This window comes from Streptomyces sp. NPDC037301 (genome assembly GCF_055602785.1).
Map to the genome: position 1 here is coordinate 435,015 of NZ_JBVJWD010000001.1, position 20,158 is coordinate 455,172.

Annotated in this window: 12 protein-coding genes; all 12 read right to left on the reverse strand. The window is 70.1% G+C overall.

Annotated elements, in window-relative coordinates; genetic code table 11:
• Nucleotides 1–86: 86 nt before the first annotated feature.
• The 12 genes from galU to mrdA all read right to left on the reverse strand — a co-directional run bounded on the left by galU (nt 87) and on the right by mrdA (nt 20,119).
• Nucleotides 87–980, reverse strand: coding sequence for a UTP--glucose-1-phosphate uridylyltransferase GalU (galU, locus tag ACZ7IB_RS02120; protein WP_470908394.1), 894 nt, complete (start codon nt 978–980; stop codon nt 87–89).
• Between the two features lie 91 nt (nt 981–1,071).
• The gene (locus tag ACZ7IB_RS02125; RefSeq protein WP_470908396.1) at nt 1,072–2,355 is read right to left on the reverse strand and encodes a nucleotide sugar dehydrogenase; all 1,284 of its coding nucleotides are present in this window, start codon (nt 2,353–2,355) and stop codon (nt 1,072–1,074) included.
• Nucleotides 2,356–2,357: 2 nt separating this feature from the next.
• On the reverse strand, nt 2,358–4,049 hold the full coding sequence (locus tag ACZ7IB_RS02130; protein ID WP_470908397.1) for a glycosyltransferase family 2 protein: 1,692 nt from the start codon (nt 4,047–4,049) through the stop codon (nt 2,358–2,360).
• Nucleotides 4,050–4,115: 66 nt separating this feature from the next.
• Nucleotides 4,116–5,135: a Gfo/Idh/MocA family protein gene (locus tag ACZ7IB_RS02135; protein WP_470908398.1), complete on the reverse strand. Its 1,020-nt coding sequence runs from the start codon at nt 5,133–5,135 to the stop codon at nt 4,116–4,118.
• Nucleotides 5,132–6,250: a DegT/DnrJ/EryC1/StrS family aminotransferase gene (locus ACZ7IB_RS02140; protein ID WP_470908400.1), complete on the reverse strand. Its 1,119-nt coding sequence runs from the start codon at nt 6,248–6,250 to the stop codon at nt 5,132–5,134. The genes ACZ7IB_RS02135 and ACZ7IB_RS02140 overlap by 4 nt, the downstream gene beginning before the upstream one ends.
• A 390-nt stretch (nt 6,251–6,640) precedes the next feature.
• A complete protein-coding gene (locus ACZ7IB_RS02145) occupies nt 6,641–10,768 on the reverse strand; it encodes an Rne/Rng family ribonuclease (RefSeq protein ID WP_470908402.1) in 4,128 nt (1,375 codons plus the stop codon).
• A 232-nt stretch (nt 10,769–11,000) separates the two neighbouring features.
• Nucleotides 11,001–11,783 carry a TIGR03936 family radical SAM-associated protein gene (locus ACZ7IB_RS02150; protein WP_470908404.1) on the reverse strand — a complete coding sequence of 261 codons (783 nt, stop codon included), beginning with the start codon at nt 11,781–11,783 and terminating at the stop codon, nt 11,001–11,003.
• 122 nt (nt 11,784–11,905) lie between these two features.
• Nucleotides 11,906–13,105, reverse strand: a complete 1,200-nt coding sequence (locus ACZ7IB_RS02155) for a hypothetical protein (protein ID WP_470908755.1) — start codon at nt 13,103–13,105, stop codon at nt 11,906–11,908.
• An 89-nt stretch (nt 13,106–13,194) separates the two neighbouring features.
• Entirely contained in the window at nt 13,195–15,120 is a 1,926-nt protein-coding gene (locus ACZ7IB_RS02160) for a TIGR03960 family B12-binding radical SAM protein (protein ID WP_470908406.1), read from the reverse strand.
• 50 nt (nt 15,121–15,170) lie between these two features.
• Nucleotides 15,171–16,703, reverse strand: a complete 1,533-nt coding sequence (locus tag ACZ7IB_RS02165) for a CYTH and CHAD domain-containing protein (RefSeq protein ID WP_470908408.1) — start codon at nt 16,701–16,703, stop codon at nt 15,171–15,173.
• 51 nt (nt 16,704–16,754) lie between these two features.
• Nucleotides 16,755–17,945: a rod shape-determining protein RodA gene (gene rodA, locus ACZ7IB_RS02170; protein WP_470908409.1), complete on the reverse strand. Its 1,191-nt coding sequence runs from the start codon at nt 17,943–17,945 to the stop codon at nt 16,755–16,757.
• Entirely contained in the window at nt 17,945–20,119 is a 2,175-nt protein-coding gene (gene mrdA / locus ACZ7IB_RS02175) for a penicillin-binding protein 2 (protein WP_470908411.1), read from the reverse strand. Before mrdA ends, rodA begins: the two co-directional genes overlap by 1 nt.
• Between the last annotated feature and the right edge of the window lie 39 nt (nt 20,120–20,158).

Here is a 20,158-nt window from a genome sequence, read left to right on the forward strand (position 1 = left end):
TCCCCCCCCACAACCCACCCCACCCCCCCCCCCCCCCCCCCCCCCCCCCCCCCCCCCCCCCCCCCCCCCCCCCCCCCCCCCCGCACTCAGTCCGTGAGTTCCTCGGCGACATATCGCCGCAGCCAGGCCCGGAAGTCCGCCCCCAAGTCCTCACGCTCGCACGCGAGACTGACGATGGCCCGCAGATAGTCCCCGCGGTCACCGGTGTCGTAACGGCGCCCCTTGAAAATCACGCCATGCACCGGGCCGCCCAGGGATGCGTCCGCCGCCAGCCTCTGCAGGGCGTCCGTCAGCTGAATCTCTCCACCGCGTCCCGGCCCCGTACCCCGCAGCACGTCGAAGACCGCAGGATCGAGAACATAGCGACCGATGATCGCGTAGTTGCTGGGTGCCTCGTGCGCGGGCGGCTTCTCGACCAGGCCGGTGACCGCGACCACGTCAGCCTCCGCGGAGGTGGGTTCGATGGCGGCACAGCCGTACAGGTGGACCTGGGCCGGCTCGACCTCCATGAGCGCGATGACACTGCCGCCATGCTGTTCCTGGACCTCGACCATGCGGGAGAGCAGCGGGTCACGAGGATCGATCAGGTCGTCGCCGAGAAGCACCGCGAACGGCTCGTCCCCCACGTGCGGCTCGGCGCACAGCACCGCGTGCCCCAGGCCTTTCGGGTCCCCCTGGCGCACGTAGTGCATCGTGGCCAGTTCGCTGGATTCCTGGACCTTGAGCAGCCGTTCGGCGTCGCCCTTGCGCGTGAGGGCGGACTCCAACTCGTGGTTGCGGTCGAAGTGATCCTCAAGCGGGCGCTTGTTGCGGCCTGTGATCATCAGGACGTCGGACAGGCCGGCCGCCGCTGCCTCCTCGACGACGTACTGGATGGCCGGCTTGTCCACGACCGGGAGCATTTCCTTCGGTGTGGCCTTGGTGGCCGGCAGGAAGCGGGTCCCGAGGCCCGCTGCGGGAATAACTGCTTTCTTGATCATGTGGTGCCCGATGCTCGCTTTCCTTGGGCAGACGTGAGACCCCGACGGCTGCCGTCGGGGTCCCAGGAGAGTCGGTGTGTTCCGGCCGGACTCAGCCGCCGATGACGACGCGGCGGACGCCCTCCCAGCGGGCCGGGTCCGTCGTGCGACGGCCGTCGACCAGGACGCGGACGTCCGGGAGATCGGCGGCGGCCAGCTCGCGGTACTCGGCGTGGTCGGCCTGGAGGATGGCGGCGGTGACGGTCTGGCCCTCGTGCGGGACGAGACCGTGCGCGGTCAGCTCCTCGGCCGTGTACATCGGGTCCGAGACGAACGGCACCGCACCGCGTGCCTTCAGCGCCTCGACGGTCGGGAAGACGCCGGAGAAGGCCGTCTCCTTCACACCGCCGCGATAGGCCGCGCCCAGCACCAGCACACCGACCCCGTCCAGGTCGCCGTAGGCGGCGGCGAGCAGATCGACCGCGTACTCGGGCATGGCCGCGTTGGCCTCGCGTGCCGAACGCACCACGGTCGCCGAGGGGTCGTTCCAGAGGTACATCCGCGGGTAGATCGGGATGCAGTGCCCGCCGACGGCGATGCCCGGCTGGTGGATGTGGCTGTACGGCTGGGAGTTGCAGGCCTCGATGACCTTGAGGACGTCGATGTTCTGCTGGTCGGCGAAGCGGGCGAACTGGTTCGCCAGACCGATGTTGACATCGCGGTAGGTCGTCTCGGCGAGCTTGGCCAGCTCGGACGCCTCCGAAGTGCCCAGGTCCCAGACGCCGTTGGGGCGAGGCAGGTCCGTACGGTCGTCGAAGTCCAGGACCGACTCGTAGAACGACACACCGTGCGCGGCCGATGCCTCGTCGATCCCGCCGACCAGCTTCGGGTAGCGGCGCAGGTCCGCGAAGACCCGGCCGGTGAGCACCCGCTCCGGGGAGAACACCAGGTGGAAGTCCTCGCCGGCCTTGAGACCGGAGCCCTCTTCGAGCATCGGCGCCCAGCGGGTACGGGTGGTGCCGACCGGCAGCGTGGTCTCGTAGCTGACGAGGGTGCCGGGCTTGAGACCGGCGGCGATCGCCTTGGTCGCGGAGTCCATCCAGCCGAAGTCCGGCGTGCCCTCCGCGTCCACGAAGAGGGGTACGACGACCACGACGGCCTCGGACTGGGCGACCGCCGACGCGGTGTCCGTCGTCGCGGTCAGCAGCCCCGCCTCGACGGTCTCCTTGAGCTTGATGTCGAGGTCGTGCTCGCCGGGGAACGGCTCGACGCCGGCGTTGACCAGCTCGACGACCTTCTCGTTGACGTCGGCGCCGATCACCCGGTGGCCCTTGGCGGCGAACTGCACGGCAAGCGGCAGACCGATCTTGCCCAGGGCGACTACACAGATGTTCATGGTTACTTCCTCTTGGAGCGCTTGGCGCGGGTCAACTTGGAGCGCATGGCGCGGGTCAACTTGAAGCGCTTGGCGCGGGACAACAGGGATCGCAGCCGCGAGCCCAGCGGTTTCTTGGGCGGATGGAGGGGACCGGTGCCGATCACCATGCGCCCCTTGGGGTTGAGGCGCGCCGCGGCCCGGTACGGGTCCGTCTCACGGCTCCATCTGCGCGCCAGCGGCATGGGCCGGCCATCGCCCCGTACCGGGATCTCGTACGTTTCTCCGGCCACGTCCACGAAGACCCGCACACCTCGCTTGGCCGTACGGCGCGCGAGCGGGATCCGGGCGTGCAGCAGGGTGGCGTTGCCGTCGGGCGCCGGTTCCCTGGTCAACTCCCCCTGTGCCGGGGGCAGATCGTGCCCGTCCGGCAGTCGGCGGGCGCGTGCCTTGTCGGCGCTCTTGGGCATGGCACCCTTGACGAGACGGACGACCGCGGAGCTGGTGTCGCCGACGACACCTATCCGTACCGTCAGCGCCAGCGCCAGCTCCTCGCCGGTCTGCACCCACTCCGACTCGATCAGCTCGGTCTTGTTGGCCAGGCGTCCGGGAACGGTCTCCCCGACCAGTTCGAAGCAGCGGTCGGGCAGTTCCAGCCCCGCCTCGCGGAAGCCGGGGTAGCGCGCGAAGGCCCGGCCGTCCTCCAGATGGAAGGGGGGCGCACCGTGCTCGGCCTCTTCGCTGATCGCACGGCAGAGTTCGTCGACGGCGCCGCGCTGCGCGAGCCGGAGTCTCGCCCGCAGCTTGACGGGGAGCGAATCGCTGAGCGGATCCGTCAGATAGGAGTCGGCGAGCCGGGTGATACCGGCGCAGATCTCGCGCTTCGTCTCGACATCGAGGTCCACGAAGTCGTCCTGGATGAGCTTGGAGAGCTCCCAGGTGAAGTGACGCTTGAGCACAGCGTCCCGGTTCGGCCCGGCCTCGATCAGCCCGGCCGCATGGTCCATGATCACGGCAGTGCAGCGCAGCCGTGCCAGATGGTTCGCGCGGTAGGTGATGTTGCTGGCGTCCCCGCGCTTCACGGCGTAGTAGCAGGTGTAGTCGGCGACCACGGATATTCTGCGGGCGTGGACGCATGCCTCGATGGTGAAGGGCTGGTCACTGCCGACCGGCAGGTCCTCGGGGAAGCGCAGCTTGTGCTGCTCCACGAGCTCGCGGCGGAAGAGCTTGGTGTTGGCCAGCGCGAACGGCAGCTCGGGTCCGTAGAGGCTGACGTCGGAATCGTTGGCCTTGTAGAGCGACTGGCGCACGTACCGGCCGTTGGTGCCGACCATCTTGCCGACGACGACATCGGAACCGTGGGTGTCGGCGCACTTCACCAACCGCTCCAGCGCCTCCTCACCGAGGTAGTCGTCGGATCCTATGAAATAGACGTACCTGCCGGTGGCGAGCTCCAGCGCCCGGTTGCTCGGCATCGCCGGGCCACCGGAGTTGGGTTGGTGAAGGACCTTGACCGTGCCGGGGTAGCGCTCGGCGAAGCGGTCGATTTCCGCGCCGCTGTCATCCGTCGAACCGTCGTCGACCGCCACGATCTCCAGCCGGTCGAGACCGATGGACTGCCCGACGAGAGAGTTCAGGCACTCGGTGAGGTAGGGCATGGTGTTGTACACGGCCACGACGACGGTTACGTCGGGGACATCGGGTCTGCCGGTCACACGGTCACCTCAGCGGCTCGCTCGACGGATGTGCGCATACTTCCGGGAAGCAGCCGCGCACTGCTCTCAGGTTCCATGTGCGGCCGGCTCCCCCGCGGAGGTCGTGACGGTGCGCCCTGTCTTCGCCGATTCCAGTACCGCTGCGGCCACCTCCACGGTGCGGAGCCCTTCCCGCAGTGTGCAGATGTCCTTCGATGTGCCGCGCACGGCGTCCCGGAAGAGCTCGTGCTCGACCAGCAACGGCTCGCGCTTGGGTATGGCGTACCGGATCATGTCGCCCTCGGAGACACCGCGGAAGGCCTGGATCGCCTCCCACTCGGTGGCCACCGCGGCGTTCGAGTGGAAGGTGAGGTCGGCGGTGAGGGTGTCGGCGATGAAGGTGCCGCGCTCGCCGGTGACGGAGGTGAAACGCTCCTTCAGCGGGCTCAGCCAGTTGACCAGGTGGTTGACCATGGTTCCGTCGGAGAGCTGCCCCACGGCGGAGACCATGTCCTCGTGCGGCCGGCCGGACTTCGACACGGTGTGGGCGGAGATCGACGTGTAGGTCTGACCCGTCACCCAGCCGGTCAGGTCGATGTCGTGGGTGGCGAGGTCCTTGACCACGCCGACATCGGCGATGCGGTGCGGGAACGGCCCCTGTCGGCGGGTGACGACCTGGAAGACCTCGCCCAGCTCCCCCGCCTCCAGCCGGGAGCGCAGCGACCGCAGCGCCGGGTTGCAGCGCTCGATGTGACCGACGCCCGCCACCAGACCGCGTGATTCGAAGGCATCGACCAGCCGCCGGGCGCCTTCCACGGTGTCGGCGACGGGCTTTTCGACCAGCGCGCAGACACCGGCGGCGGCAAGCTGAAGGCCGACCTCCTCGTGCAGTGCGGTGGGGCAGGCCACGACCGCGTAGTCGACACCGAGGTCGATCAATTCATCGACCGTGGACAGCACGGGGGCGCCCTGCGCCCAGCCGTTCTTGTCCCCCATCGGGTCGACGACGCCGACCAGTTGTACGCCTTCCAGGCCGGCCAGCACGCGGGCGTGGTGGCGGCCCATCGAGCCGAGGCCTATCAGTCCGGCTCTCAATCCTGCGGTCACTGCATTTCTCCCAGCGAGTTCACGGCGCCGACGATGCGGTCCAGGTCCTCCGGCGACAGCGAAGGATGCACGGGCAGCGAGACGACCTCGGCGGCGGCACGCTCGGTCTCCGGCAGATCCCAGGTCCGGCCCGCCTTCTGGTCGGGCTCCCAGTACGGCTTCAGCCGGTGGATCGGAGTCGGGTAGTACACGGCGTTGCCGATGCCCGCCTCGCTCAGCCTGGCCATGGCGGCTTCACGGTCACCCTGCACCCGAATGGTGTACTGGTGGTAAACGTGGCGTGCACCGTCGGCGACGGGCGGGACGGTGACGTTGGGCGCGGTGATGTGCCGGTCGAGATACGCGGCGTTGGCGCGCCGCTGCTCGGTCCAGCCGAGCACCTTCCCGAGCTGTACGCGCCCGACGGCGGCGGACACGTCCGTCATGCGCATGTTGGCGCCGACGATCTCATTGGCGTACCGCTGTTCCATGCCCTGATTGCGGAGCAGCCTGAGGGTGCGCGCAACCTCGGCGTCGGCGGTGGTGACCATGCCTCCTTCGAGGGAGTGCATGTTCTTGGTGGGGTAGAAGCTGAAGGTGCCGCCGGAACCGAAGGCGCCGACCGGCGTGCCGCCCAGTGCGGCGGTGTGCGCCTGACAGGCGTCCTCGACCACGGCCAGCTTGTGCTTGTCGGCGATGGGCATGAGCTTGTCCATCGCCGCCGGGTGGCCGTACAGGTGCACCGGCATGATCGCGGCTGTACGCGGCGTGATGGCGGCCTCGACCGCGGCCGGGTCCAGACCGAAGCTGCCCGGCTCGATGTCCGCGAAGACCACGTCGGCACCGGCCAGGCGGACCGCGTTGGCGGAGGCCGCGAAGGAGAACGACGGGACGATGACCTCGTCGCCGGGGCCTATCCCCAGGGCGAGCAGCAGGAGATGGAGGGCCGAGGTGCCCGAGTTGACCGCGACGCAGTGACGTCCGTCGACCAGCTCCGAGAAGCCCTCCTCGAAGGCCGCGACCTCCGGGCCCTGCACGACACGACCGCTGCGCAGTACGCGCACCACGGCCTCGATCTCTTCCTCACCGATCACCGGCCGGGCAGCAGGTATCGCTTCCCTGTTGTCGCTCGACATGGACATCCTCCTTGAACACCGCAAGAGCTGTGAGCGGCGATGGCTCCAAGGCATGCGAATGTCGGATGAGGCTCCGCCGCCCCGGCGCATGGCCGATTCTGTACCAATATGTTGCGCACAAATCGCCCTTTTGCCCCGGCGCGATGCACCCAGGACATAAAGGCTGCTTTGTCCTACTGAAGCGGGCCGACGCGCCGGTCAGCATTCTCGGGAATGACACATCCGACGGCAGCCGCGTCACATTATCAGGGTTTTCACAGGTGGTTTTCGTAGAGGTTACGACCAAAGAGATGTGGCCCACATGCTCCACGTCTGCCTACCGCATGCAAAGGAAGTGCGGCCCCCCTGAAGGGAACCCGCACCTCCTTTGCATTGCCGTCCGACCGCTGGTCAGCTCTCGGTGTCGGCCGAGACGGAAGGCTGCGGCGACTGCTCCGCGGCAACCGTCTTCTTCGCCGCCGCCTTCTTGGCCGTCGTCTTCTTCGCGGCGGTCTTCTTGGCAGCCGTCTTCTTGGTGGCTGCCTTCTTGGCGGTGGCCTTCTTCGCGGTCTTGCGCGCCGTCTTCTTCGCCGGTGCCTCCGCTTCCGCGGCTTCGGCGTCGGGCTTCGGCTCGATGGAACCGGTCACCACGACGACCTCTGCCGCGTCCGCACCTGCGGGCGAGCCCGCGGGGGCGGTGACCTTGCGGGTCACCCGGCGACGGGCACGCGGCGGGGCGGCCTCGGGGGCCACCTCTTCCGGTGCGGCCTCGGGCTGCGGGGCCTCGGCGACAACCGGAGCCTCGACGACCGGGGCCGCCACCGGTACCAGTTCCTCGACCTGCTCGGCCGGGGCCGGCGAGCCCGCCGGGGCGGTCGCCTTCCGGGTCGCCCGGCGGCGCGTACGGCCCTGAGGGGCCTCGGCGACCACCGGGGTCTCGGCGACCGGCTCGGGCTCCGCGACCACGACCGGCTCCGGCTCGGCCACCGGAGCGGGTGCTGCTGCGGCCTTCGGGGCGCCGGCCGGGGCCGTTGCCTTACGGGTCGCGCGGCGCCGGCCGCGGCCTCGCGAGGCGGCTGCCTCGGCCTCGGCCGGGCTGCTGTACAGCTCCTCGTCCGGGACGAACTCCGGCTCGGGCAGCGCCATCGGGGCGGCCACCTCGGCAGCCACCTCGGCCTCGGTCTCGATCTCGATCTCGATCTCCGCCGCGTGCTCGTGGTCCACGCCGCCCCGGCCGCGCTTCTTGGAACGCTTGCCGTTGCCGCCGCCACCGACCGAGGTCGGCTGTTCCATGTGCACGATCACGCCGCGCCCGTTGCAGTGGACACAGGTCTCGGAGAAGGACTCCAGCAGGCCCTGGCCCACCCGCTTACGGGTCATCTGGACCAGGCCCAACGAGGTGACCTCGGCGACCTGGTGCTTCGTACGGTCGCGTCCCAGGCACTCCAGCAGGCGCCGCAGCACCAGATCCCGGTTGGACTCCAGCACCATGTCGATGAAGTCGACGACGACGATGCCACCGAGGTCGCGCAGCCGCAGCTGGCGCACGATCTCCTCGGCCGCCTCCAGGTTGTTCTTGGTGACGGTCTCTTCGAGGTTGCCGCCCTGACCGGTGAACTTGCCGGTGTTGACGTCGACGACGACCATCGCCTCGGTCTTGTCGATCACCAGCGAGCCGCCGCTCGGCAGATAGACCTTCCGGTCCAGCGCCTTCATGAGCTGCTCGTCGATCCGGTACGTCGCGAAGATGTCGACCTCGGAGGTCCACCGCGACAGGCGGTCCGTCAGATCCGGCGCCACCTGCGAGACGTAACCGTGGATGGTCTCCCACGCGTCGTCGCCGCTGACGATGACCTTGGAGAAGTCCTCGTTGAAGATGTCGCGGACGACCCGGACGGTCATGTCCGGCTCGCCGTAGAGCAGCGTCGGCGCATTGGAGCTGCCGCTGCTCTTCGACTTCTTCTGGATGTCCTCCCACTGCTGCTGCAGCCGTTCGACATCGCGGCGGAGCTCGTCCTCGCTCGCGCCCTCTGCCGCGGTACGGACGATGACGCCCGCGTCCTCGGGAACGATCTTCTTGAGGATGGTCTTCAGCCGGGCCCGCTCGGTGTCGGGCAGCTTGCGGCTGATGCCGGTCATCGAGCCCTCGGGCACATAGACCAGGTAGCGGCCGGGCAGCGAGACCTGGCTGGTCAGGCGGGCACCCTTGTGGCCGATCGGGTCCTTGGTCACCTGAACGAGGACGGACTGACCGGACTTGAGCGCGGTCTCGATACGGCGCGGCCCGTGGGCCATGCCCAGCGCCTCGAAGTTCACCTCACCGGCGTACAGGACAGCGTTGCGGCCCTTGCCGATGTCGACGAAGGCGGCCTCCATGGACGGCAGTACGTTCTGCACCTTGCCCAGGTAGACGTTACCGACGTAGCTGGTGGCCTGTTCCTTGTTGACGTAGTGCTCGACGAGCACGTTGTCCTCGAGGACGCCGATCTGGGTGCGCTCGCCATTCTGACGGACGACCATCACGCGCTCGACTGCCTCGCGGCGCGCCAGGAACTCGGCCTCGGTGATGATCGGGACGCGACGGCGACCCTGCTCACGGCCCTCGCGGCGGCGCTGCTTCTTCGCCTCCATACGGGTCGAGCCCTTGATGGACTGGACCTCGTCGAAGCCGGTGCCGGGCTCCCGCTCTTCCTTCTTGCGGGGCTCGCGGACCTTGACGACCGTACGCTCCGGGTCGTCCGTGCCGTTGTCGGCGTCGGACGGGATGTCACCGCTGCGACGGCGACGGCGACGGCGACGACGGCTGCTGGATCCGACGGAGGACGCCTCGTGGTCCTCGTCCTCCTCAGCCTCTTCGGACTCCTGAGCGCGCTCCTGGTCCTCCTCGGCGTGCTCGGCGGCGGCCTCTTCGCCGAGCTGCTCCGCGGCCTCGTCACCTTCGATGGCCTCGCCACGACGGCGGCGACGCCCTCCGCGACGGCGACGGCGCGAAGGCCGGTCCCCGTACTCGTCCGTCTCCTCGCCCTCGTGCTCGGCCTCGCCCTCGCCTTCCGGCTCGGGCTCCTCCTCGGCGTGCTCCTCCACCTCGACAGCGGCGGCCGGCTCGGGCTCGGCGGCCTCACCGCGACGGCGGCGACGGCGGCGCGAACCGGCCTGCGGCGCGGCCTCGGCGGCCGGGGCCTCGGTGGTGACGGTCGGCTCCTCGACCGCCTCCGTCTCCTCCTCGGCCTCTTCGTGACGCGAAGCGGCAGCGGCGGCGGCCGCGGTCTCCGGGGTCTGGAACATCGGCTCGGCGAAGACCGGCGCCTGGAACACGGCCACGGCGGGGCGCGTCTCGCGACGGCTCTTGCGTACGGGTTCCTCGACCTTGCCGGTGAACTCGGGCCGGCCCGCGGCGGCGGTGGCCCGGCGGCGCTGACGGCCGCGCGGTGCGGCGTCCTCGACCTCGGCGGGCTCGGCGGCCGGCTCCTCGACAGCGGCCTCGGGCAGGCTCTCGCCGACCTCGGCCGGGGCCTCGGTGACCTTCGGCGCACCCGCCGGAGCGGTCGCCTTGCGCACGGCACGACGGCGTCCACGCGGGGCCTCGACGGCCTCGGTGACGGCTTCTTCCGCTACTGCTTCTGCGGGTGCGGCGGCCTCGGCCGGGGCCTCGGTGGGCTGCGGTGCACCGGCCGGAGCCGATGCCCTGCGCCGGGTGCGGCCGCGCGGCGCGGCGGCCTCGGGCTCGGCGGCTGCGGTCTCGGCGTGTGCGGCGGTCTCGGGCTCGGCACTCGCCACGGGCGTTGCTTCCTCGACGATCTCGACGGCCTCGGCGGCCTGCGGCGCACCCGCCGGAGCGGTCACCTTGCGCACCGCACGACGACGGGTACGCGCGGGCGGCGCCTCCACGACCTCGGCCACGGGCTCGGCCACGGGCTCGGCAGCGGTCTCGGTGGCCTCTGCGGTCTGCGGTGCACCCGCCGGGGCAGTCGCCTTGCGGACGGCACGACGACGGGTACGTGCAGGCGGCGCCTCCACGACCTCGGCCTCAGGCTCGGCAGCGGTCTCGGTGGCCTCGGCGCTCACGACGGGCTCCACGACCTCGACGGCCTCGGCGGCCTGCGGCGCACCCGCCGGAGCGGTCGCCTTGCGCACCGCACGACGACGGGTACGCGCAGGCGGTGCCTCCACGACCTCGGCCTCAGGCTCGGCAGCGGTCTCGGTGGCCTCGGCGCTCACGACGGGCTCCCCGGCCTCGACGGCCTCGGCGGCCTGCGGCGCACCCGCCGGAGCGGTCACCTTGCGCACCGCACGACGACGGGTACGCGCGGGCGGCGCGGCTTCTGTCACCGGAGCGCTCTCGGCGTCGGTGGTGGTGTTGTCGGTCACTGCGGCGTCATCGGCCGGTATGGCCGGAGCGGCGGCATCCTGTGCGTCCGCCACCGGCGGGCCGGCCGGGCGGGACGCGGCGCGGCGCCTGCGGCGCGGGGGCAGCTTGTCTCCGGGTGCGTTGTTCTCTTCGGCGTTCCCGGTCGTGCCGGGTTCGTTGGACTGGGGCATGCGGGCGGTTCTCCCGTCAGGCTCCCGGGCGCCGCGTCTGATTCCGGTCCGGCGCGGCCCGCGTGATGTACGCGAGACCGCCGTCCGGGGCGCGGGCGCCGCACGGGAACTCAATGTCTGGCTCGCCGGTTCCGTAAGCGATGTGCGTACGGCCTGGCGAAAGTCTTATGGGTCATCGCGCGGCCCGACCCAGGTGGCTCCCGAGTCGGAGGACTGCGCTGCAACGACCGCCTTACGCGGAACCTGCACCTTCCGGCGCCGTCGCGACGGCGGTCCCGGTGGCCATGGGTGGAGCGGCCGGGGCTGCCTCGCGGTCGGGCGCGAGCGGGTCGGTCACCGTGCCGGACTCCTCGTCGAAGAGCCCCTGCGCCAGCCTGGTCACCGCTGCGGGGACCGGCGGCGCCAGGTCGGCCACAACGCGGAGACCGGACAGGACGTCGTCAGGTCGCACGGCAGGTGTCACGTGCCGAACAACCAGCCGCAGTATCGCACAGGGCTTGTCCTCGGGCCTATCAGGCTGTGGATCAAGGGCCTGCAGGTCGACCACGGCAGCGCGGGCGTCGAAGGTCCGCATGCCGTTCTTCGCCCGGCGCTGGACCTCGACGGTCTCAGCCCCGTTGAAAGCGGCCACGGCCTTGGCGGCCTCTTCGGTGGAGACACCGTCGAGACGCAGCTCCCAGATGGAGGCGGTCAGCCGGTCGGCGAGACCCGAGGTGCGGGCCTCCACGGCGTCGGTGATGTCGAGACCGTCCGGGAGCGAGGCGTTGAGCAGCTCGCGCAGGACGGCCGGATCCCGTGCCTCGGTGAGGGCGATCTCCAGGAACTCGGCCTCACTGCCCGTCCCGGTGGGGGCGGCATTGGCGTACGACACCTTCGGGTGCGGGGTGAAGCCCGCCGAGTAGGCCATGGGCACCTCGGAGCGGCGCAGTGCCCGCTCGAAGGCGCGCTGGAAGTCACGGTGGCTGGTGAACCGGAGGCGGCCGCGCTTCGTGTAGCGCAGCCGGATGCGCTGCACTGCCGGTGCGGGCGGCGGGCCTTCGGGCTGTCGCTTGCCCAGTGGTTCTTCTCCTCGGTGCGGGGCGGACGCGGTGACACGCCGCCCTCGAAATGCGGGTGGCCCGGGGCGTCCGGTCCGGCTCACCCCCGCTCGGCGTTTTTCTCTCCGCGCGAGGAGATCTCTGGTTCGGGCGCCGCGCTGGGCACAGTCGTTGCTTGTTGCGTAACACCCAGCCTACGCGCAAGGGGGCTCCCCGATTCCCGGGGCTCGGGCACCCTCGGCCCGCCGACCAGTGCCCGCCATGTGTCACGGCGTGCCCGGGCCACGGTCTCGCGCGCGGTGCGCAGCGCCGCCCGGGCCGCGCGTCCCGCCTCGACGGCGGCCCGCTTGGCGGGGGCCCAGACGGCATCCCGTACGAAATGTCCCACCGGCGTGCACACCGTGCGATAGACCCAGGTCACCGGCGCCCCGATCAGATGCCACGCCAGCCAGGCGATGGCCCGGCCGACGGCCCGCGAGATGTACCCCGCGATGCGCCAGGCGACGCCGAAGGCCGCGGCGATCTCCTGGCCGACCGGGGCGAGGACCCGCCGGTACAGCCAGCCGAGCGGCGCGACGAGCAGTGTCAGAACCAGCCACACCACCGCCGCCCACAGACCGCTCCCGACGGCCGCGATCCCGCGCGCCAGCAGTTCGAGCAGCCAGGTGATGCCATGGCCGAGCGGAGTGAGCAGCTCCCGGTACGCCCAGGCCAGCGGCCGTACGATCAGATGCTCCGCCAGCCAGGCGGCGGAGAGCGCGAGGGGCACCAGGACGTACCGCCACAGGCCGGCCACCGGCCAGACGAACAGGGCGGTGAGCACCCAGCCGACCGCGGCGGCGATCCCCCGCCCGGCAGGGGCGAGCAGCTCGCGGTGCACCCAGCGCAGCCCGTGCCCGATCGGGGTGAGCACCGCCTCGTACAGCCACACCACCGGCACCACGAGCCCGTACCGCACCGCCGGCACCAGCACATACCGCCAGAGCGCGACCCACGGCCAGACGAAAACCGCCGCGGCCAGCCACAGCAACGCATGTCCCAGCGGGGTGAGCACCGCCTCGTACAGCCAGACCGCGGGGATCACCACCAGCGTCGCGAACAGCCAGGACAAGGCCCGGCCCAGGGGGCGCAGCAGAGTGCGGTCGGCGGCGCGGGCTCCCATCACCAGTGCGTCCCAGATCATGCGTACGGGCAGGACGATCACCAGCACCACGATCCGTACCGGAATCCTGATCAGGGTGGTCAGACAACCCTCGTCGGCTTCGTAGTACGCGGGGGCCTGGTGCTTGCCGTAGTCCATGCCGTACATGACGCGATGGCCCGGTCCGGAGTTTACCGGACCGGGCCATCGTCACCGAGCTGTCACCCGGACGGACGTGCCCAAGGCGCCTACTTCACGACCGACAGCGGCAGGAGCTTCTTGCCGGTCGGGCCGATCTGAATACTCGTGTCCATCTGCGGGCAGACGCCGCAGTCGAAGCACGGGGTCCAGCGGCAGTCCTCGACCTCGGTCTCGTCGAGCGAGTCCTGCCAGTCCTCCCAGAGCCAGTCCTTGTCGAGACCGGAGTCCAGGTGGTCCCAGGGCAGGACCTCCTCGTAGGTCCGCTCCCGGGTGGTGTACCAGTCGACGTCCACGCCGTAGTCGGGCAGCGTCTTCTCGGCGGCGGTCATCCAGCGGTCGTAGCTGAAGTGCTCGCGCCAGCCGTCGAAGCGGCCGCCGGACTCGTAGACCGCGCGGATGACGGAGCCGATACGGCGGTCGCCGCGCGAGAGCAGGCCCTCGACGATGCCGGGCTTGCCGTCGTGGTAGCGGAAGCCGATGGAGCGGCCGTACTTCTTGTCGCCGCGGATCTTGTCGCGGAGCTTGGCCAGCCGGGCGTCGGTCTCCTCGGCGCCGAGCTGCGGGGCCCACTGGAACGGCGTGTGCGGCTTGGGCACGAAGCCGCCGATGGAGACGGTGCAGCGGATGTCGTTCTGGCCGGAGACCTCGCGGCCCTTGGCGATCACATTGACCGCCATGTCACCGATCTGGAGGACGTCCTCGTCGGTCTCGGTGGGCAGACCGCACATGAAGTACAGCTTCACCTGGCGCCAGCCGTTGCCGTACGCGGTGGCGACGGTACGGATGAGGTCCTCTTCCGAGACCATCTTGTTGATGACCTTGCGCATGCGCTCGGAGCCGCCCTCGGGGGCGAAGGTGAGTCCGGAGCGACGGCCGTTACGGGTCAGCTCGTTGGCCAGGTCCACGTTGAACGCGTCGACGCGGGTGGAGGGCAGCGAGAGGCCGATCTTGTCCTCGGTGTACCGGTCGGCGAGGCCCTTGGCGATCTCGCCGATCTCGGTGTGGTCCGCGGAGGAGAGCGAGAGCAGGCCGACCTCTTCGAAGCCGGTCGCCTTGAGGCCCTTCTCGACCATTTCGCCGATGCCGGTGATGCTTCGCTCCCGAACGGGGCGCGTGATCATGCCGGCCTGGCAGAAACGGCAGCCGCGGGTGCAGCCGCGGAAGATCTCGACGGACATCCGCTCGTGGACGGTCTCGGCGAGGGGAACGAGGGGCTGCTTCGGGTACGGCCACTCGTCGAGGTCCATCACGGTGTGCTTGGACACCCGCCACGGCACACCCGACTTGTTGGGCACGACACGGCCGATGCGCCCGTCCGGGAGGTACTCGACGTCGTAGAAGCCCGGGACGTAGACGCCACCGGTCTTCGCGAGGCGGAACAGCACCTCTTCGCGACCGCCGGGGCGGCCCTCGGCCTTCCAGGCGCGGATGATCTCGGTGATCTCCAGGACGGCCTGCTCGCCGTCGCCGATGACCGCGCAGTCGATGAACTCCGCGATCGGCTCGGGGTTGAACGCGGCGTGGCCGCCGGCCAGCACGATCGGGTCGTCGACGGTGCGGTCCTTGGCGTCCAGCGGGATGCCCGCGAGATCCAGGGCAGTGAGCATGTTGGTGTAGCCGAGCTCGGTGGAGAAGCTCAGCCCGAAGACGTCGAACGCCTTGACCGGGCGGTGGCTGTCCACGGTGAACTGCGGGACCTCGTGCTCGCGCATCAGCTCTTCGAGGTCTGGCCACACGCTGTAGGTGCGCTCGGCGAGGACACCCTGGCGCTCGTTGAGCACCTCGTACAGGATCATGACGCCCTGGTTGGGGAGTCCGACCTCGTATGCGTCCGGGTACATCAGCGCCCAGCGGACGTCGCATTCGTCCCACGGCTTGACGGTGGAGTTCAGCTCACCGCCGACGTACTGGATGGGCTTCTGCACATGCGGGAGCAGAGCTTCGAGCTGTGGGAAGACCGAATCGACAGACATCGCGAACTTTCGAGAGCCGGCAAGGGTGGCCATCAAGCGTAACCCGATGCTCAGCCTTCCAGAGCCGCCCGCACGCGCGGCTGCGACGCCCGCTCCCACGCCTGTGGCAGCTCCCGCTCCCGGCCGGCGGCGGCCGCCTCCTCCCGCCCGTACAGCAGTCCCCAGGTGAATGCCGGCTCCCCCGCCGCGTGCGCCTGGACGGCCAGGGTGCGCAGGGCGTCACGGGCCACCACACTGTCCTGGTGGTCGCCGAGGAGGGTCTGCACGGCCTTCATCCGTCTGGCGATCCGCTTGGCCGGCTTCCCGAGCGCGGGCCGGGCCGCCTCCGCCGCGTAACGGGCGCGCTTGGCGGCCTTGCGGGCGTCGTGCATGGCGAGGTCCCGGTCGTGGCCGGGCTGGAGCTCCAGGGCGTGGCCGACGCGGGTCGCGAGGCGCTCGTACTCCTTCAGCACGGCGCGGGGCAGCGCCTGCCCGGGGGTGTGGGACGCGGCGGGCATCAGCGGCGGGGCGGCGAGCAGGGCGTCGAGGCTCTCCAGGAGTGCCAGGTACCGTTTCCCGTCGAGTACGGCGACGGTCCGGCGACGAGAGCCGCCCCGGCGGGCCACCGACCAGATCCGCAGCCGGCTGCGCACGGGGCCGAGGATCAGTGTGCCGGGCAGGCCGGCGAGGCCGGAGCGCAGACGGGCGTCGAGAACCTCCTGGTCGCGGTCGATGCCGAGCTCGGCGGCCAGCCACTTCAGCTCGTCGCCGACCGGGTCGGTGACACTCCGGTCGAGGATCTTCTGGTACGTCCGCAGCGCGCTGCGCAGTCTGCGGGTGGCGACCCGCATCTGGTGCACGGAGTCGGGGAGGTCGCGTCGTACGGCGGGGTCGAGGGCGACGATCGCCTCGGTCTGGTTGCGGACGTACGCGAGGACGTGGTCGCCCGCGGTGGGTTGCCCGGCCTTCCCGCGCGCGCCCTTGTCCCGCTTCCGCTTCCGCTCCGGCGCGGTCTCGGCGAGCGCCCTGGCCAGCTTGGACGGCGATGCGGACGGGTGGACACCGGCCTTGCGCAGCCGGCGTTCGACGGCGTCGAGGAGGGCGGGGTCGCCGTCGTCGGCGAGTTCCACCTCGATCTCGGTCCAGGCGGCCGTGCCGCTGCCGCCCGTCAGTCGTTCGGCCCGCGCCGTGTCGATGCTGACCTCGGCGAGCAGCGCGCCCTCGGCATCGAGCAGGTGGTGGACGTCACGGGCGGTGCGCAGCCGCACGACGGGGACCAGTTCACTCATCCGCACCCGGGAGCGGAGCAGGCCGGCGAGGGAGCGCGGCAGGGTGTCGGAGAGCGGCTCCTGGAACTCGTCCCGGATACCGGAGGCGACCGGGAATTTGAGGTGCCAGCCGGCGTCGCTCCCGCCGGTGCGGCGGCGCAGGGTGAGGGAGCCGGCCATGAGCCGGAGGTCCTCGGTGTCGTAGTACACGGCGTCCAGTTCACTGACGCCCCGGTGGGCGACGGCCGAGACCCCGGCCACCCGGCTCAGGTCGGGGAGCCGGGTTTCCGCGGTGGCTTCGTACTTCCGCTCGATCTCACGCTTCGAGTCCGCCATGACCCGAATCTAGACGTGTTGCACGCGGATGGGCAGTGCTCCCGTCCCGGCTCAGGCGCTTATCGGCCGCTGCACCCTGATCGACTGGAGCAGTCCGACGGCCACCCAGACGGCGAACATCGAGGACCCTCCGTACGAGACGAACGGCAGCGGAAGCCCTGCGACCGGCATGATGCCGAGCGTCATCCCGATGTTCTCGAACGCCTGGAAGGCGAACCAGGCGATGATTCCGGCGGCGACGATCGTGCCGTACAGCTCGGTCGTCTCGCGGGCGATCCGGCAGGCGCGCCACAGGACAACGCCGAGCAGGACGAGGATCAGCCCGGCGCCGAGGAAGCCGAGCTCCTCGCCCGCGACGGTGAAGACGAAGTCGGTCTGCTGCTCGGGGACGAACTGGCCGGTGGTCTGGGTGCCCTGGAAGAGGCCGGTTCCGGTGAGGCCGCCGGAGCCGATCGCGATGCGCGCCTGGTTGGTGTTGTAGCCGACGCCCGCCGGGTCGAGCGCCGGGTTGGCGAAGGCGGCGAAGCGGGCGATCTGATAGTCGTCGAGCAGGCCGAGCTGCCAGATGGCGACGGCGCCGGCCGTGCCCGCGCCGAGGAGGCCGAAGACCCAGCGGTTCGAAGCGCCGGAGGCGAGGAGCACACCGAGCACGATGACGGCCATGACCATCACGGAACCGAGGTCCGGCATCCCCATGACGACAGCCATCGGAACAGCCGCGAGGCCGAGGGCCTTGGCTACGGTCCGGTGGTCGGGGTGGAGCTGGTCGCCCGCGTCGACGCGCTCGGCGAGCAGCATCGCCATGATCAGGATGATGGTGATCTTGGTGAACTCGGACGGCTGGAGCGAGAAGCCGCCGCCGATGATGATCCAGGCGTGCGCGCCGTTGACGGTGGCGCCGAGCGGGGTGAGGACCGCCAGTACGAGGAGCACCGAGAGGCCGTAGAGGATCGGGACGGCTCCGCGCAGGGTGCGGTGGCCGAGCCAGATCGTGCCGGCCATCAGGGCGAAGCCGATTCCGGTGTTGAGGGCGTGCCGGAGGAGGAAGTAGTACGGGTCGCCGTGCGTGAGCGAGTCACGGCCCCGGGTCGCCGAGTAGACCAGCAGCGAGCCGATGAAGGAGAGCGCGATCGCGGACCCGAGCAGCGGCCAGTCGAGTTTGCGTACGAGGGAGTCGCGGGCGATGAGTTTGCCCCAGGCGGAGCGCTCGGGGGCGTACCGCGAGACGGAGAAGCCAGGCATCAGTCGCGCCTCCCGAGCACTGCCGCGAGGGTCTGTTCCTCCGGGGTCTTCTGCGAGTTCGGGTCGTACGGCTTGATCTCCGGGGCGTCGATCGAGCCGTCGTGCTGGATCTTCGGCAGGGACTTCTGCGGGGTGGGCAGCAGCGCCTTCTTGAGGTCCTGCTTGCCGGAGTCGTCGAGTCCGTAGAGCGCGTCGTAGATGTTGCGCACGGCGGGCCCGGAGGCGCCGGAGCCCGTACCACCCTGGGAGATCGTCATGACGATCGAGTAGTCCTTGGTGTACGTGGCGAACCACGAGGTCGTCTGCTTGCCGTAGACCTCGGCCGTACCCGTCTTGGCGTGCATCGGGATCTTGTCCTGCGGCCAGCCGCCGAATCGCCAGGCGGCGGTACCGCGGGTGGCGACGCCTGCCAGCGCCCCCTCCATCTGCTTCAGGGTCTTGGCGCTGGCCGGCAGCTTGCCGTGCGCACGGGGCCCGATCATGCTGACGTGCTTGCCGTCGGGGCTGACGATCGCCTTGCCGACGGTCGGGTCGTAGAGCGTGCCGCCGTTGCTGATCGCGGCGTAGATGGTCGCCATCTGGATCGGGGTGACGAGGGTGTCGCCCTGGCCGATGGAGTAGTTGATCGAGTCATAGGCGTGCAGCTTCATGCCCTCGAGGCAGTTCTCGTGGGCGAGCACGGTGTTGAAGTCCTTCTTCTTGGGCCACTTCTTGGCCTGTTCGCACCAGGTGTCCTTGTTGGCCTTCCAGAAGTCCTTCTTCCACTGGCGGTCGGGGACGCGGCCGGTGACCTCGTTGGGGAGGTCGATGCCGGTCTCCTTGCCGAGGCCGAACTGGTGGGCGGTCTTGAAGAACCAGTCCTTGGCGTTCTTCTTGGGTGTCAGCCCGCCGTCCTTCTGCCACTGCTGGTAGCCGAGGGCGTAGAAGACGGTGTCGCAGGAGACCTCGAGTGCCTGGCCCAGGGAGATCGGGCCGTGGCTCTGCGATTCGAAGTTCTTGTAGGTGTGGCCCTCGGCGGTGTACGAGCTGCCGCAGGTGTAGTGGCCGTCGAACGGGTAGCCCGCCTGGACGGAGGCCGCGGTCGAGACGACCTTGAAGATCGAGCCCGGTGCGGCCTGCCCCTGGATGCCGCGGTTGAGCAGCGGGTAGTTGGACTTCTTGCTGGTCATCCGGGCGTAGTCCTTGCCCGAGATGCCGCCGACCCAGGCGTTGGGGTCGTAGTCGGGCAGGGAGGCCATCGCGACGACACGGCCGGTCTTGGCTTCCATGACGACGACGGCACCGGAGTCGGCCTTGTAGTTCTCGCCGGTGTTCTTGTCGAACTGGGTGCGGGCGACCTTCATCGCGTCGTTCAGCTCGTACTCCGCGACGGCCTGGACCCGGGCGTCGATGGAAGTGACGACGCTCGATCCGGGCTCGGCCTCGTCGTCCTTCGCCTGGCCGATGACCCGGCCGAGGTTGTCCACCTCGTAGCGGGTGACGCCGGCCTTGCCGCGCAGCTCCTTGTCGTAGGTACGCTCCAGGCCGGAGCGGCCGACCTGGTCGGAGCGGAGGTACGGCGAGTCGGTGTCCTGGGCCTTGGTGATCTCTTGGTCGGTGACGGGCGAGAGATAGCCGAGGACCTGGGCGGTGTTGGCCTTGCCGGGTGCGGCGTAGCGGCGTACGGCGGTGGGTTCGGCGGTGATGCCGGGGAAGTCCTCGGCGCGCTCGCGGATCTCGAGGGCCTGCTGGGTGGTGGCCTCGTCGGTCACCGGGATCGGCTGATAAGGCGAACCGTTCCAGCAGGGCTGCGGCGTCTTCGCGTCGCAGAGCCGGATCTTATCGAAGACGTCCTTCGGCTTCATGCCGAGCACATCGGCGAGCCGGGTCAGGACGCCCTTGCCGTCGTCGTCCATCTTCAGCAGATCGGTGCGGCTGGCGGAGACGACCAGACGGGTCTCGTTGTCGGCGAGGGGCACCCCGCGCGCGTCGAGGATCGATCCGCGGACTGCCGGCTGGACAACCTGCTGGACGTGGTTGTTCTTCGCCTCGGCGGAGTACTCCTGGCCGTTGCGGATCTGGAGGTACCAGAGGCGCCCGCCGAGGGTGAGCAGCAGGGAGAAGACGAGGACCTGGATGACGACGAGACGGATCTGGACCCGCTGGGTCCGGCCGGTCTCGGGGATATTGCTCACGGGGCGCCCCCGGTGGTGGTCGGGCCGGAGATACGGGGG

Bases quoted from the DNA above. Each gene is read 5' to 3' on its own strand.
- ACZ7IB_RS02125 (WP_470908396.1), bottom strand. From the start codon at position 2,355: ATGAACATCTGTGTAGTCGCCCTGGGCAAGATCGGTCTGCCGCTTGCC.
- ACZ7IB_RS02155 (WP_470908755.1), bottom strand. From the start codon at position 13,105: ATGGACTACGGCAAGCACCAGGCCCCCGCGTACTACGAAGCCGACGAG.
- ACZ7IB_RS02160 (WP_470908406.1), bottom strand. From the start codon at position 15,120: ATGTCTGTCGATTCGGTCTTCCCACAGCTCGAAGCTCTGCTCCCGCAT.
- ACZ7IB_RS02145 (WP_470908402.1), bottom strand. From the start codon at position 10,768: ATGCCCCAGTCCAACGAACCCGGCACGACCGGGAACGCCGAAGAGAAC.
- ACZ7IB_RS02165 (WP_470908408.1), bottom strand. From the start codon at position 16,703: ATGGCGGACTCGAAGCGTGAGATCGAGCGGAAGTACGAAGCCACCGCG.
- rodA (WP_470908409.1), bottom strand. From the start codon at position 17,945: ATGCCTGGCTTCTCCGTCTCGCGGTACGCCCCCGAGCGCTCCGCCTGG.
- ACZ7IB_RS02140 (WP_470908400.1), bottom strand. From the start codon at position 6,250: ATGTCGAGCGACAACAGGGAAGCGATACCTGCTGCCCGGCCGGTGATC.
- galU (WP_470908394.1), bottom strand. From the start codon at position 980: ATGATCAAGAAAGCAGTTATTCCCGCAGCGGGCCTCGGGACCCGCTTC.